This window comes from Streptomyces sp. NPDC111507, assembly GCF_055638955.1.
The window spans coordinates 237570-252701 of sequence record NZ_JBVKBU010000016.1 but is presented as its reverse complement, the minus strand read 5'-3'; the positions used below and the strand labels follow the sequence as shown (position 1 = coordinate 252701).

The following is a 15132-nucleotide window of genomic DNA, read 5'->3' as shown; positions in this document are numbered from 1 at the left end:
GTTCGCGATGGCCCACGAGGCGGGAATCTCCTTCAACCGGATCGCCGAAGCGTGCGTGCTCAAGTCCGAGCGTGTCAGCCAGATCGCCCGGGGCAGCGCGGCTGTCACCGCGCTGGCCACTGTCGAGCGAATCTCCGGCGGTCTGCGCATTCCCGGTGCCTTCCTGGGACTGGCTGCGCAACCCTGGGAGGACACCGCCGCTCTCAGCACGGAGTCCCACCATGGAGAAGATAATCCGATGAAGCGCCGCCGGTTGCTTCGTGGCGCGCTGGCCGCCGGCCTCACCGCTCCGGCGCTCGCCGCCCTCACCGCCGCCCGGACCGACGTCGACCAGACCCTCTCCCCCGGCGCCCCCGAGGACCTCGCCGACCTGGAGGCCGCAGCCGAGAGCAACGGGTACGGCTACCACGGCCAAGCCCCCACCCGTGTCCTGGCCGACCTGGTCACCGCCTTCGCCGGTCTGCGCCCGCTGCTCACCGTCCCGCAGCCTGCCCCGATACGGGCGCGGCTGTGCCGGACGGCCGGGCAGATGGCCGGGATGACCGCGATCGTCCTGCACGACCTGGGCAGCCGCCGCGAGTCCCGCGCCTGGTTTGCGACCGCCGCCCGGGCCACCGCCGAATCCGGCGACGACCAGCTGCGCGCGTGGGTCCTCGCCCGGGAGGCGATGGTGCCGCTCAACTACGGCGCCCCGAGAGCAGCCTCCGAACTCTCCGACCGGGCCCGGCACGCCACCGGCACCCAGCCGACGGCCGCGGCAACGCTGGCGGCCGCGGTCGCCACCCGCGCCTACGCCCTCAACCACCAGAGGAAGCAGGCCCGTGCCGCGCTCGCCGCTGCCGACGCCCTCATGGAGCAGCTCCCCGACAGCGAGCGGTCGGACACCTGGCTGACGTACGGCGAGCAGAAGCACCACGTCCACCTCAGCCACGCCTTCACCACCCTCGGGGACAGCCGCCGCGCGAACGAGAGCCAGCAGCGCGCCCTGGAGCTGTCCGCACCGACCAGCACCATGACGCGCACCCTGCTCAACATCGACGCGGCGGCGTGCTCCCACCACGACGGCGACACCGAGCAGGCGTGCCGCCGTACGGTCGCCGCCCTGACCGCGGACTACCGCACCGGCCTGGTCCGCCGCCGCGCCCTGGACCTGTACGAGGCGATCCCCGCTCAGCACCACCAGGGGCGCGCCGTACGTGAGTTGCGGGACGTCCTCACCGCCTGAATCAGGCAGGCCCTTGCGCATGCGGGTGCGGTGTTCGTCCGGGTTGGACAGGTCGGTAACTGGCCGGATCTGGCGTCCGGAGACAGCGGCCGTCCGAGCGTGGACATGATGCTCCTCGAGCCTTCACTCGGGTGGGTGCGAGGGCGCGAGCGAGGGAGGGGAACAGTGACCGACCAGATCAGCCCGACCGGCTACAGGGCGACGTACCGGCAGGAGACCGGTCGCCTGATGGACCGCATGGTGCAGTCGTGGGGTCCCGCAGGTGAGCCACAAGTCGTACATAACAAACGGCTGCGGGACGCAGGCTCCATCGAGGGCTTCGTCGGGCTCCAGAGCTGCAGCCAACAGGCTGGAGTCGTGCCGGGTCAGGGGTGGGTGCAGGAATGGTGCCTGGCTCAGGAGAAGGACGCTCCGCAGGCTGTGTGGCCCATCCCCGTTATCGCGTGGATCGTTGACACCGACGGTGAGGGGAAGCCAGTAATCCCGCAAGACCTCTGGCCAGAGAAGGATTACGAAGGCCAGGAGATCGACTGGGACGACGGGATGAGCAACGTGCGGACCGTCCTGATGTCCGCCGTGCCGAAGATGGGCTGGCGGCGCTACAACGGCTCCGACGTCGAATCGGAGCCCTGGGCCGCCCAGTAGCCGCGGGACCGGCCGGAATCACCAGTCTCAGAGGCCCCGGGGCGTCGGAGAATTCCAGCGCCCTGGGTCTAAAGCGTCCCGGTGCGCGTACTGCCTGCACCCGGAGCCCTCACAGGGCGAGTAAGGCTGAGGACCGCACCGCACACCACGTGACGGCGGGGGTCGTCGCGTCGTTGGACGGTGCGACCCCCGAGCTAGTGACCTGCGGGTTCACGAGCAGGCGCGGGAGAGGGTGCGGAGGGTTGTCGGACGGGTTGTCAGCGTGGATTCCGGCCTGGTCGACGGAGGCGTTGTCGCATCGTAACCGTGGTCGGGCCTTCATCACCCTGCCGCAGGCCGGACGGACCTGAGTGTGGTTCCGCACCCAGTACGGCGTGCAACTCGCCTGCGAGTGGCCCGAGATGTGGGGGCGGCGGCCCTCCAGGACCGTGTCCGATCCGACCGCCGCACGGCTGAAGGCCACTCACGCGCTGACCGTGACCGAGACCGCGCTCGTCTTCCTCGAGGACGCCCGCCACCGCGGGGAGCTGTGCCGGCCGCTGGACTGGCTGACCGAGGTCCACCATTCGATCGGGAGCGGCGAGGCCGTCATCCACGACGCGCTTCTGTACCACCGGCGCGGCCCCGCCGACGGCGACGACTCGTCGATGCTGCGGGCGTTCGTGGAGGTCGACCGGGCCACCATGGGCCCCGAACGCCTCGCCGCCAAGCTCACCGCGTACGAACGCCTTCACCGCTACGTGCCCCTGATGCCGGGGCGCCGGCCAACCTTCCAGGAACCGGCGCTGGAGGAGTGGAGACGGCGCTACCCGCTCTTCCCCCGCGTCCTGTTCGTCCTGGACGGCACCGGACCCACCCGTGTCGAGAACCGGATCCGTGCCCTGCGCGCGGGGGCCAGACTGCTGACGCCGTCCCACTTTCCGTACGACGTCCCCATCCTCGCGGCGCCGCTCGCCGACCTCCTCCACCACGGCCCCTCCGCACCCGTATGACGCCCCGTCCACGACCCCGACCAACAAGTCCCCTGGACCGGCTCCGGGCATCGGCAGACATGAAGCGCCGCCGCCGCAGAGAGGCATCGGCCGTGCGCTGACCAGCCATGGTCGGGGCTGGGAACGGCATGACCGTACCCGTGGTCGGCTTCAAGGTCGGGACGGGTCCAGCGCGTCGCACCAGTGCCGGGTCTGTATGCTCACGAACCGGCGAACGCTTTCGCCTGCCTCGCGGCCTGTCGGGGCGGCTCAGCCGCCGTTGTGCGCGGCGGATGTGGGCGCGATGCGCCGGAGTTCGTGGGCTTCGGCGAGCAGGAGGTAGGCGGCGGCAGTCCAGGTGTAGGCGCGGTCGCGCAGGCCGCTGCCAGTGAGAGCATCGAAGTTCTCGGCGAAGCCGTGGGTTTCGCACAGGGTCCGGAAGCGGGTGCTGATCTCGTCGGCGAGGCGGTGGTGCCCGGCGCGGCGCAGACCGTCCTCGACGAGGACGGTGGCGGGGGCCCAGATGGGGCCGCGCCAGTAGCCGTCGGAACGGTAGTGCGGTGAGGCGGTGAGTTCGGTGGCCAGGCCGTACGGGGTCAGGTGGGCCTCGATCCGGGTGGCCAGGGTCTTGGCGACGTGCTCGGGCAGGTACTCCCCCAGGGCGATCGGCATCAGGTCGAGCAGACTCGCACTGCTCCAGGTGTCGCCGCTCTCGACTCCACGGGCCACGAACCACTCCCCCGTCCACAGCTCGTCGAGCATCGCCGTCTGCGTCGCCTCGGCGCTGCGGGTCCAGCGGCGGGCCTCGTCGGGAAGGCCCAGTTCGGTTGCCAGACCGGCGAGTTGACGGAGCTGGAGGGCGAGGAACGCGGCCAGGTCGGCCGTGACGACCAGACGCTCGGGGTCGAAGGTGGTGGCGTTGTCCCAGCCGCTGTCGTTGCCGTGCTGGTAGTGGGGCAGGGCGGCGCCCGGTGCGCGGCGCGCGGTGAGCCAGAAGTCCGTCCAGCGTCTCAACCGGTCGTAGATCTCAGCGAGTTCCGTGCGGGCGAGGGGTTCGGGGAGCCGTCGGCGCAGGTGGGCCAGGGTCCAGCCGTGGATGGGCGGTTTGACGAAGTTGTAGAGGACCTCCGAGTGGGTCACCGAGTCGGGCAGGGCCCCGCTCTCGTCCTGGTGGTCGAACGGCAGCGAGAACTGGTCCCAGGCCAGGGCGGGCGCTCCGGGTGCCAGGGCGAGGGCGTTGAAGCAGTGGTCCCAGCTCCAGACCTTGTCCATCCAGTGCTTGGACATGAGAACCGCGGGCCGGGTGACCAAGGACACCGGGCGGACCGTCGCCGACCACAGGACGTACGCGGCCAGTTCGGCGGCCGGGGTACGGAGGGAGCGCCAGGGAGCCACCGCGTCGACGAAGTCGGCGAAGGTCTGCCACGCCGCGGCCACGACCTTGCTGAACGCCTCCCAGGAAGTGCGGGAACGACGCGCGGTGTCGAGTTCCTCGACGGCGGCCTCCCAGGTTCCGCCCGCCTCCGCGGTGATCGTCAGACCGCGCTCGGCGCTGCCCAGTACCTGGCCGCCCGAGGTGTCGCCCGGCACTCCGGACAGCACGGTGACCCGGTAGCGACGGCCGGTCTCGTACGAGGTGAACACGTACGCTCCGTCCGCGGGGTCGCGGAAGAAGTACGTGCCCGTGAAAGGCGTGAGCGTCTGCGCCGCCGCGGTGATCCGCAGGCTCACCCCTTCCCCGCGCAGCCGTATGACCTCCGGTGACTGGTAGGCGAGATCGACGCGACCGCTCCCGTGCGTCCAGCTGAGCAGAGCGGGAGTGGCCTCGATATGTGCCTCCGCCCGGGCGCCCGTGGTGGCGTCGAGCGGCACGAAGCGCAGGACGGGCCGCATCCCGTTCTGGTGGGAGACCAGATGGAGGTCTTCGGCGTACGTCTTCTCCGCCACCACCGGAGAGATGTCGAACCATGAGCCGTGTGTGCTGAACGGAATGTCGTGGACGGAGAAGGCCGGGCCGGGTAGGGCGGCGGTCATGCGGAGTCACTCATTTCTTCGGCGGGAATCACCGGTGTACTGCCGGGAGGAGGCGTCAGTCCTTGACGGCACCGGCGGTCACACCGGCGGCGACGTAACGCTGGGCGAGGACGAGAATGACCGCCGCGGGCAGCGAGGCCACGACGGCGGTGGCCATGATGGCGTTCCACTCCTGGTTGTTGTTGCCGATGTAGTGGTAGATGCCGAGGGTGATCGGCTCGTGTGCTCCGCCGCCGGCGAGGGTGCTGGCGAACACGAAGTCGGACCATGACCAGAGGAACGCGAACAGCGACACCGTGACGAGGGCGTTGCGGCTCATGGGCAGCACGATCGAGCGGAACGTGCGCAGGGGCCCGGCTCCGTCGGTCTTCGCGGCCTGGAGCAGTTCTTCCGGGATGCCGGACATGAACGCGGTGAAGATCAGTACCGCGAACGGGACGGCCAGCGTGGAGTCCGCGACGATCAGGCCGGGCACCGACTGGAGCAGGCCGAGGCTGAGGTAGATGGCGTAGAAGCCCATCGCCATGATGATGCCGGGGATCATCTGCGCGACCAGGAGCAGGAAGCTGACGACGCCGCCGCCGCGTGGCCGCAGTTTGGCGAGCGCGTAGCCGGCGGGTGCGGCCAGCGCCAGGGTGAGGACGACGGTGCCCAGGCCGATGACGAGGCTGGTGCCGAGGTAGGGAAACTGCTGGTCGAAAACCGCGCGGTAGCCGTCCAGCGTGGCGTGGGCGGGGAACAGGTCCGGCGGGCTCTTGCGCATGTCCTGTTCCCGGGTGAAGGACACGTTGAGCATCCAGTAGACCGGGAAGAGCATGGCGGCGGTGAGCAGGAGGCCCGTGGCCGTCTTCCACCACGTGCGGCCGGTGCGGTTCATGGCGGGCGCGCTCATGACAGTGCCTGCTTTCGCTGGACCCTGAGATACACCAGGCCGAAGACCAGGGCGGCGACGACGAGCAGGTTCCCGACCGCCGCGCCGGGGCCGAAAGCGGGCAGCAGGTTGCCGAAGCCGAGCTGGTAGGACCAGGTGGCGAAGGTGGTGGACGAATCCGCCGGGCCGCCCTTGGTCATGATCCAGATGATGTCGAAGACCTTGAGTGTGTAGACCAGGCCCAGCAGGAGGGTGATGGCGGACACCGGTCGCAGCAGCGGGAAGGTGATGCTCCAGAAGCGCCGCCAGGCGTTCGCGCCGTCGAGCGCGGCCGCTTCGTACAGACTGTCGGGGATCGACTGCAGACCGCTGTACAGCACGACGAGGTTGAACGGCACGCCGATCCAGATGTTGGCGATGATCACCGAGGTCAGTGACCACGACGGTGAGGTCAGCCAGTTCACCGGCCCGATGCCGACAACGTGCAGGGCGGCGTTGAGGATGCCGGAGTCGCTGTTGAGCATCCACGACCAGGTGGAGGCCGACACGATCAACGGCAGCAGCCACGGCACCAGGAACAGGGCGCGCAGGGTCGCGGAGAGCCGGAAGTTCTGGTTGAAGAAGACGGCGAGGGCCAGGCCGATGGCGTACTGGAAGAACAGGCAGACGGCGGTGAACACCACGGTGTGCAGCAGCGCTGGTGCGAAGGTCGGGTCGTCGAAGACGGTCCGGTAGTTCTCCAGGCCGGTGAACGGCGCGTCACCGTGGACGAAGGAGCGGACGGTGTAGTTCCGCAGGCTCAGGTCGAGGTTGCGGTACAGCGGATAGGCGTAGAAGAGGACGAGGTAGAGGGTCACCGGGGCGAGGAAGGCCCAGGCGGCCCACTGCTGGGAGGTCGGGCGGCGGCGCCTCGGCGCGGGGCGGGCCGAGGGTGGGGCGGCGGTGACCGCCCCACCCCGGTCGCGCACCGGCCGACGGTCCGGCAGGTGTGTCGTGCGGTTCATCAAGGAGCCCCGGAATGTGGTCGCCTGACGGTTTACTTGACGGCGTCCTGTGCCGCGGTGAGCGCGTCCTTCGGAGACTTGGCCCCACTGAGGGCGGACTGGACCGCCTTCCACATCTGCTCGGAGATCTTGGGGTACTTGGTACCGAGGTCGTCGCTGGTGCGGCCCTTGGCCGCCTTGACCGCTTCGACCCAGGGCTTCAGCTTGGCGCTTGACGCCACCTGCTTGTCCTGCACCTCACTTGTGGGAGCCACGTAGGACAGGGTGGTGTCGGTGGCGTACAGGTTCTCGGTACTGGTCAGGCAGGACACCAGCTTCTGCGTGGTGGCGTACCGGCCGGTGTCGCTCTGGACCGGCACGGTGACGAACTCGCCGCCGGTCGGAGCCGCCGCGTTGCCTCCCCCGGCGCTGGGGATCGGCAGGACGCCGTAGTCGAAGCCCGCCTTCTCGGCGTTCGCGAGCTGCCAGGTGCCGTTCTCCGCGAACGCGTAGTCGCCGCTCGCGAACTCCTGCCAACTGGTGGTCTGGGTGTTGTTGATGACCGAGTTGGGCGCGTATCCCTTCTTGAGCCAGTCGCTCCACAGGGAGACGGCCGAGACGCCCTGGGCGGAGTCGAGTTCTGTCAGCTTCGCGCCCGAGCCCCAGAACCACGGCAGGAACTGGAAGCTGCCCTCCTCCGTGCCGATCGCGGAGAAGGTGATGCCCTTCTTGCCCGCCTTCTTGACCTTCCCCAGGGCCGCCGTCAGCGACTTCCAGTCCTTGACCGAGGCGACGTCCACGCCCGTCGCCTTGAGGACGGCCTTGTTGTAGTAGAGGGCCAGGGTGTTTGCGCCGATGGGCGTTCCGTAGGTCTTCCCGCCCGACTGACCGGCCGCGAGCAGGTTGGGGTCGACCTTCGAGGTGTCCAGTTTGTTGTCCTCGGTGGTGGTGAGCACTCCGGCCTCCGCCAGGGTCGACACCACCGGGTTGTCGACGATCAGCACGTCCGCGGAGTTGTCCTGCTGGGCCGCCAGCAGCGCCTTGTTCGTCAGGTCGCTGGTGTCGAACGCCGTCCGCTTGATCTTCACCCCCGCCTTGGTCCCGCAGCTGTCCAGCAGTTTCGCCCATGCCGAGCTCTTGTCGAACTGCGGGTAGGGGTCCCAGACGGTGTAGGTGCCGTTGTCGTTTCCCTTCGTGGACGAACTGTCGTCGGAGGAGCAGGCGGTGGCGCCGATGGTGAGGGCGGCGACGGTCACAGCGGTGAGGGTGAGACGGCCTCTGGTGGATCTGTTCATCGGACGTTCCTTCATGTTGGGCATGGACATGCAGACAGTGCTGTGTCCGGAGATGGCAGAGATATGGCAGGGCGCGCCGAAGGGCGCCACGGAGTCACGGACGGCCGCCCGAACGGTCAGGCGGAAAGGCGAAGGAGTGGAGCAAGTTCCCGGGGTGAGGGCCAGGGGGTGCCGGTCAGGTCGACCGGGCGGCGTCCAGGGTGCCGTGTGCGTCCGTGGACGAGCCGGGGCCGGCGGGCCCGGTGCTGGCGCGCAGCGAGATCGGCGGGGCCAGCAGGTGATGGCGCGGTGGCGCCTCAGGATGGTCGAGCCGCTCGACGAGCAGTTCGACGGCCAGGCGTCCCATCTGCGACGCGGGCACGTCGGCCGCCGTGAGCTGCGGAGTCACCGTCTCCGCCCACCGGCCGGCCACCACCCCGGTGACGGAGAAGTTGCGCGGCACATGGCGGCCCGCGTGGGCCAGGCCCCGGTAGAGGCCTCCCAGCGCGGCCTCGTTGAGCGTGACGAGGGCCGTGGTGGCGGGGTCGTCGTGCAGGATCCGCTCCAGGCAGGCCTCACCCGAGGTGGCATCGTCCCCACAGTTGTACGCGCGGACGGTGAGCCCCCGCTCGGCAGCGGCCTTGGTGAAGCCGTCGAGCCCTCGGTGCGCCGACTCGTACCCGGCACGCAGGAGCTGCTCGGGACGGTTGACGAAGGCGATCCTGCGGTGGCCCAGGTCCGCCAGGTGGTGGACACAGGCAGCCGCCAGCGCGGTGTGGTCCAGGCCCACCCACCAGGCGCCGTCCGGCTGCGAGGTGCGGCCGATGCAGACGGCGGGGAAGTTCTCGGCGACGAGATGGTCCACGCGGTCGTCCTGGAGCCTGATCTCCATGAGGATCGCGCCGTCGACGCGCCGCTCGCCCAGCAGCCGCTGGAACGAGCGGTCGCTGTCCACGCCGCTCGGGGAGAGCAGTACGTCGTAGTCATAGGCGGCCGCGGCCTCCACCACGCTGCCGATGAAGTCGAGTTGCATGCCGGTGTAGTGGTCGCCGGCCGGCGGGAAGACCAGACCGATGGTGCTGGTCCGGCCGTTGGCCAGGGCACGTGCGCTCGCGTTGGGCCGGTACCCCAGCTCCTTGATGACCCGCTGGATCTTCTCGCGGGTCTCGTCCGACACCGGGCGCTTGCCGCTCAACGCGTACGACACCGTGCTCCGCGAGACACCGGCCCGCTTGGCGATCTCACCGATGTTCACGGGGGACTCCTTCACCGAATTGATCGAACCGGTTCGACAGCGAGCCAGCTGTCGAACCGGTTCGCGTGAAGGGAAGTTAAGAGCGACCGGAGCCGCTGTCAATGCTTTGCGCACACATCGGAAAAACTGCCGCCTGATCCGTGTCACACGTATTGCTGGGCTGTTTCCGGCGGTGCTAGCTTCCGGCGAACCGGTTCGACGGGAGCCGCTCGAAGCCGTCTTTCCCGCCGAACCCGGGCCGCACTCTTCCCGCCCGTCCGGACTCTGCACCGATCGAATCGATCGAACCGGTTCGCATGACGGGACCGGATCACCCACACGGTTTACGGAGACCTCAGTGCCACGCAGACGCAGCAGAAGAGCAACCGCCGGCGCCACAGCCGTGACAGCCCTCGCCGCCCTCCTCGCCGTGCCTGCCATCGGCACGGCCCGCGCGGCGGAACCGGAGCACCTCACGATCGATCTCGCCACCGACACCGGCCCCTTCCACGGGGGCGCCTCCGGCTCCCTGTACGGCGTCTACGGTGACGGAGTGCCGAGCCGCAACCTCCTGGAGGGCATGCACGTCCGCACGGTGTCGACGAAAGCGCAGGACGGGCCCCAGCACCCCGGAGCGGACGCACTGGAGGTCCTGCCGTCGTTCGTGGACTCCGGCGGCAAGGACGTCTACGTCTACATGACCGACATCTACCGCGGCTTCCCCTATCAGTGGCCGGGGGCCGACGGTCCCGCACGGCTCGCCGACTTCGAGGCGAAGATCAAGAAGCAGGTCCAGCAGGTCCTGACCATGGGCGACTACAAGGACCACGTCGTCTACGTCCCGTTCAACGAGCCCGAAGGGAACATGTTCGGCACCGGCGAGTGGAGCTACAACAAGACCTCCTGGCTGAACGACCCGCAGTACTACTTCGCGGCCTGGAAGGAGGTCTACCACCTCATCAAGGGCCTCGACCCGGACGCCCGCATCGCCGGCCCCAACACCAGCGTGCTCTACGACCAGGTCAAGGGCTTCCTGCAGTACGCCAAGGCCAACGACGTGGTCCCGGACGTGATGACCTGGCACGAGCTGTCGTCGCCCGCCGCGGTCCGCACGAACGTGGCGAAGTACCGGCAGATGGAGAAGGACGTCGGCATCGGCCCGCTGCCGGTCAACGTCAACGAGTACGGCCACAACTACCACCTCTCCGTGCCCGGCCAGGTCGTCCAGTGGGTCTCCGCCATCGAGGAGTCCAAGATCGACGCCGACCTCGCGTACTGGAACATCGACGGCAACCTCAACGACTCGGCCGTCGAGGCCAACAAGGGCAACGGCCAGTGGTGGCTGTTCAACGCCTACGGCCAGATGACCGGCCACACCGTCCAGGTGACCGCCCCGCACCCCAACCAGCAGTACACCCTCCAGGGCGTCGCCACCCTCGACGAGGGCAAGAAGCAGTCCCGGGCGATCTTCGGCGGCAAGAGCGGGGACGCCGACGTGGTCTTCCGGAACGTCGACCCGAAGCTGTTCGGCACGACCGTGCACGCCACCGTGCAGGAGATCCCCTGGAGCGGACAGGTCGGCGACTCGGCGCAACCGCTGCGGCTGGCGGACCAGGAGGTCACGGTCGGCACGGACGGCTCGGTGACGCTGCCGATGACCGGCATGAACGAGATGTCCGCCTACCAGGTCATCCTCTCCCCCGGCGGCAAGGGCAGCGCACCGGACGAACCGTCCGTCAGCTGGCGCAGGACGTACGAGGCCGAGAACGCCACGTACACCGGCGGCGGTTACTCCAAGAACGGCCCTGAAGGCACACCCTCGAACGTCGGCGGATTCGCGACCTCCGGCACCTACAACGTGGGCGGTCTGCGCACCGGATCCGACGGCGTCCTCGGCTTCGACGTCGACGTCCCGCAGGGCGGCACGTACGACCTGAGCGTGTTCGCCAACTCGTACAACCTGTACGACCTGGTGAAGGAACAGGGACCCACCAACGTCTTCCTCCGTGTCGACGGCAACGACCCGCAGGAGCTGCGGCTGCCGCTCGGCTACAAGTGGGTGGTCTGGGGCCACACCGACACCACAGTGAAGCTCACCGCCGGAAAGCACCGCATCACGCTCGCCGCCAAGGACCCGGACCTCGGCGTCACCAAGGGCGACGCCATCATCGACAAGATCGACCTGTCGCTGCGCGACCAGCACGTGACCGCGCCGGCGGTCTACGAGGCCGAGTACGCCGCCCTCGACGGGGCCAGGCCGGACTACACCCACCGCCGAGCCTCGGGCGCCGGCACGGTGGCGCTGTACAAGGGCGCCTCGGCGACGTTCTGGGTCTACTCCCGCACCGACGGCGAGTCGACTGTGTCCGTCGACCACCTCGGCGGCGGCAAGGCGAGCGTGTCGCTCAACGGCGAGGAACTGAGCGTGCCCGAGATCGGCGGAAGCAAGAAGGGCACGGATCAGATCCCGGTCTTCCTGTCCGGCGGCATCAACAAGATCACCGTCACCGGCGCCTCGCGCGACCTGCTCCTCGACCGGCTGCGGGTCGCGCCGTCCAGCGGCACCCTGGCGACCAAGGTCTACCAGGCGGAGGACGGCCGGCTGGAGGGCGCCGCCAAGGTGACCGACGCCTACACCTTCGCCACCGGCGGTAAAGCGGTCACCGGTGTCGGCGACGGCAAGCAGAACGCCCTCACCTTCGACGTCGTCGCCGAGCGGTCCGGGCGGCACGCGGTGACCATCCGCTACTCCAACGCGGAACAGGCCCCGGCCACGCACTACAACCCCGACCCGATCGCCCGTCACGCCGACCTCTCGGTCAACGGTGGACCGGCCCGCAGGGTGCTCTTCCCGACCACCTTCCACTTCAACAACTTCTGGGAACTGACCGTCCCCGTCACGCTCAACAAGGGCACGAACCGGCTCTCCTTCACCTCGGAAGAGCTGCCCGACTTCAACGGCGACACCTACAACCAGTACGACCAACGCTCTCCGTACGCGCCGGTGATCGACCAGATCGCCGTCACACCGCTCACGCGGAAGTAGCCCCGCGGACATCCCGGGACCCATCGATGGGCCGCGTTGACCCATCGATGGGCCGCGATGCGTGCCGACCCCGCCTCCCCCTCTCTCCCGGGCCGCAGGAGGCCCGAGCACACCCCCCACGCCCCCCGGACATCCCCGACACTCGGAGAACCGCTCATGCGCCTGCATTCGCCCCGTCTGCTCTCCACCGCCACAGTCCTGCTGGCGGCCCTGGCGGCGAGCCTGCTGCCCGCCACCGCCTCGCACGCCGCCGACACCAGCGTCACCGTGGACTTCGCCACCGCCGGCGGCGCCCCTACCTACCACGCCTCCGGCACGATCTACGGGATGACCCCGGACGGCTCACTCCCGCAGGACCACTTCTTCAAGGACATCAAGTGGCACCTCATGCGGGCCGGCGGAGCCCAGCTCAACAGCGGCGGCTACGCCACCAGCCTCGCCGACTACCAGACCCGCTGGAACTCCACCCTCGCCCAGTACAAGCGGACCGCCGCCCTCGGCGGCACATTCGTCCTGCTCCCGCACGACCTGTGGGGCGCGGACGGCACCACCAGTCAGGGCTGGCCCGGCGACAACGGTGACTGGACGCAGTTCGACAACTTCGTCACCCAACTGCTCAACGATGTGCGCGCCAACAACATGACCGTTCAGTGGGACCTGTGGAACGAACCCGACGGCAGCGGCTTCTGGAAGCCCTCGCAGAGCCAGTACCTGCAGATGTGGTCGCGGTTCTACGCCAAGGTCCGGGCGGCCTTCCCCAACCAGCTGATCGTCGGACCCAGTACCGCGGGACAGCCGAACTCCTCCAACACCTGGTGGACCACGTACCTGAACTACGTCAAGGCCAACAACGTCGCCCCGGACATCTACAGCTGGCACGACGAGCCCGGTGACCCGGTGACCGACGTCGGCCGCGCCAACTCGACGCTTTCGGCAGCGGGCCTGACCAACAACCGTCCGTACCAGATCAACGAGTACGCCACGCTGTCCATGCAGTCCCCGGGCGGCGGCGCCTGGTTCATCGGCCGACTGGAGCGGGCAGGCGCCGACGGTCTGCGCGGCAACTGGGCCTCGGGAACCGGCCTGCACGACTACGAGGCCAACCTGTTGACCAAGAACAGCGCCGGCCAGTACCTACCGCTGGGCGAGTGGTTCATGTACCGCTACTACGGCTCGCAGACCGGCAACATCGTCAACCTGGTCCCGGGCACCGGCACCGACGGACTGGCCACCAAGGACAACACCGCAAAGAACGCCAAGATCCTGCTCGGCAGCAGCGGCAACACCGGCACGGTCACCGTCAACCTCACCGGCCTGGGCACGACATCGGTGGTGGAGAACAGCCGGGTCCGCGCGGTCGTCCAGCGCATCCCGTACAACAACGGCGCCGCCGTGACCGGCACGGAGACCATCTCCGACACCACCCTCACCGTCAATGGCAACGCCGCCTCGCTGTCCATCCCCTGGTCGAGCGCCAAGGACGGCTACACCGTCACCCTGCTGCCGCCGTCCAACACCACCGTCTCCACCGTCGCCGTGAGCCAGAACAGCGGCCAGTGCCTGGACGACACGAACCTGAGCACAGCCAACGGCACGCAGTACCAGCAGTGGTCCTGCGAGGGCGGCTACCAGCAGATGCTCGACCTCAAACCGGTCAGCGGCAAGACGAACACGTACACCGTCGTCAACGAGCTCAGCGGCAAGTGCCTGGACGTGTCCGGGGCTTCCACCGCGGACGGCGCCGCCGTCATCCAGTACACCTGCAACGGCGCCACCAACCAGCAGTTCACCCTCAACTCCGTCACCGCGCTCGGCAACAGCCACGACTACCAGCTCGTCGCCGTCCACAGCGGCAAGTGCGTCGACGTCTCCAACGTCTCCACCACAGCGGGTGCCCTGATCCACCAGTGGACCTGTGACCCCGCAAGCGCCCTCGGCACCAAGAAGAACCAGATCTGGCGTCTCCAGGGCAAAGGCTGATTCCTGCCCCGGCCCTCTGACGGAGCCAAGAGAGCGTTTCGTCGGTTGCCCGGGACAGGACGAGCACAAGAGGGCACCCCGCCGCAACGGGGTGGTGCCGGCACCGGAGACGTCCTGGAGATCGGGGATGTCCGACCAAGCCTTGAGGCCGGCCAGGACGGGCGCCTTCTGGGTGCCGCCGTTGTCCAGGGTGACCGTATAGGTGACGAATCCGAGGGCGAACTAGATCATGGTCAGGCCGGCCTCGTCGGCGACTTCGACCAGCTGCTCGATGGCGTCGAGCCCGGCCCGGTTGGAGGGGACGGTGGTGTCGAAGCGCGGGACGGGCACGATCTACCGCCGCTTCCCGACGCGAGCGGATCTCATCCCCGCCGTCTACCGGCGGTGTCGAGGCCTGCGCCGAGGCCGGTCCGGACCTGCTGGCGGCCTGCCCAAAGCCCATGCCGCACTGGGGCGAAGGATCGACCTCTTCGTCGATCTCCTGGCCACCAAGCACGGACTCGCCGCCGTGCCGCGGTCCGACGACGCCGGCGAGATCCGCTCCGACACGGATGCCTACGAGCTCATGTGCGGCGTCGGGACCTGTGCATCGACGCGGACAGCGATCCCCGGCCACGCCGCACGTCGGCTGGTCGAACTCCTCATCGCAGACTGCGCCTGTCGCACTAGCCGCCGAACGTATCGGGACGCCGTTCAGGGCGCCCTGTGCACATATGCGGAGCGAGATTCCGAATGCTGGTCGGGTCCACTGGGCTGTCACGTTCGGAGCCCGGTCGGCGACGCATTCCGCCCGGCTCGGGCGCACGCCGGCGCGGGCGCGTTCAGCAACGAGCGGCAGGGCGCGGGAGGGGAACTGCGGACGCAGGTAC

The 15132-nt window shown here is 68.9% G+C and carries 10 protein-coding genes; 5 read left to right on the top strand and 5 right to left on the bottom strand.

Going from position 1 to position 15132, the window contains the following annotated elements; genetic code table 11:
- The 3 genes from ACZ7M2_RS42150 to ACZ7M2_RS42140 all read left to right on the top strand — a co-directional run.
- A partial coding sequence (locus ACZ7M2_RS42150; protein ID WP_471599827.1) for a hypothetical protein occupies positions 1-1225 on the top strand: 1225 nt, incomplete at its 5' end.
- A 165-nt stretch (positions 1226-1390) separates the two neighbouring features.
- A complete protein-coding gene (locus tag ACZ7M2_RS42145; RefSeq protein WP_471599826.1) occupies positions 1391-1870 on the top strand; it encodes a hypothetical protein in 480 nt (159 codons plus the stop codon).
- Between the two features lie 350 nt (positions 1871-2220).
- Complete coding sequence (locus ACZ7M2_RS42140) at positions 2221-2862, top strand: replication-relaxation family protein (protein WP_471599825.1); 642 nt, start codon at positions 2221-2223, stop codon at positions 2860-2862.
- A gap of 249 nt (positions 2863-3111) precedes the next feature.
- Here ACZ7M2_RS42140 and ACZ7M2_RS42135 read toward each other — a convergent pair whose 3' ends face one another.
- The 5 genes from ACZ7M2_RS42135 to ACZ7M2_RS42115 all read right to left on the bottom strand — a co-directional run bounded on the left by ACZ7M2_RS42135 (position 3112) and on the right by ACZ7M2_RS42115 (position 9258).
- The gene (locus ACZ7M2_RS42135) at positions 3112-4875 is read right to left on the bottom strand and encodes an amylo-alpha-1,6-glucosidase (RefSeq protein WP_471599824.1); all 1764 of its coding nucleotides are present in this window, start codon (positions 4873-4875) and stop codon (positions 3112-3114) included.
- Between the two features lie 55 nt (positions 4876-4930).
- Positions 4931-5752, bottom strand: coding sequence for a carbohydrate ABC transporter permease (locus ACZ7M2_RS42130; protein ID WP_470056206.1), 822 nt, complete (start codon positions 5750-5752; stop codon positions 4931-4933).
- Positions 5753-5763: 11 nt separating this feature from the next.
- On the bottom strand, positions 5764-6750 hold the full coding sequence (locus ACZ7M2_RS42125) for a carbohydrate ABC transporter permease (RefSeq protein WP_471599823.1): 987 nt from the start codon (positions 6748-6750) through the stop codon (positions 5764-5766).
- 32 nt (positions 6751-6782) lie between these two features.
- Positions 6783-8024 carry a sugar ABC transporter substrate-binding protein gene (locus ACZ7M2_RS42120; RefSeq protein WP_471599822.1) on the bottom strand — a complete coding sequence of 414 codons (1242 nt, stop codon included), beginning with the start codon at positions 8022-8024 and terminating at the stop codon, positions 6783-6785.
- Positions 8025-8199: 175 nt separating this feature from the next.
- On the bottom strand, positions 8200-9258 hold the full coding sequence (locus ACZ7M2_RS42115; protein WP_471599821.1) for a LacI family DNA-binding transcriptional regulator: 1059 nt from the start codon (positions 9256-9258) through the stop codon (positions 8200-8202).
- 382 nt (positions 9259-9640) lie between these two features.
- On the opposite strand from ACZ7M2_RS42115, the gene ACZ7M2_RS42110 reads away from it, so the two are divergent.
- Together ACZ7M2_RS42110 and ACZ7M2_RS42105 are read left to right on the top strand one after the other, a co-directional pair.
- Complete coding sequence (locus tag ACZ7M2_RS42110) at positions 9641-12283, top strand: cellulosome protein (protein WP_471599841.1); 2643 nt, start codon at positions 9641-9643, stop codon at positions 12281-12283.
- 156 nt (positions 12284-12439) lie between these two features.
- Positions 12440-14263, top strand: coding sequence for an RICIN domain-containing protein (locus tag ACZ7M2_RS42105; RefSeq protein ID WP_471599820.1), 1824 nt, complete (start codon positions 12440-12442; stop codon positions 14261-14263).
- Positions 14264-15132 lie beyond the last annotated feature (869 nt).

Excerpts from the sequence above, each read along its gene's own strand:
- ACZ7M2_RS42120 (WP_471599822.1), bottom strand. The coding sequence starts at position 8,024 with ATGAACAGATCCACCAGAGGCCGTCTCACCCTCACCGCTGTGACCGTC.
- ACZ7M2_RS42105 (WP_471599820.1), top strand. The coding sequence starts at position 12,440 with ATGCGCCTGCATTCGCCCCGTCTGCTCTCCACCGCCACAGTCCTGCTG.
- ACZ7M2_RS42125 (WP_471599823.1), bottom strand. The coding sequence starts at position 6,750 with ATGAACCGCACGACACACCTGCCGGACCGTCGGCCGGTGCGCGACCGG.
- ACZ7M2_RS42135 (WP_471599824.1), bottom strand. The coding sequence starts at position 4,875 with ATGACCGCCGCCCTACCCGGCCCGGCCTTCTCCGTCCACGACATTCCG.
- ACZ7M2_RS42130 (WP_470056206.1), bottom strand. The coding sequence starts at position 5,752 with ATGAACCGCACCGGCCGCACGTGGTGGAAGACGGCCACGGGCCTCCTG.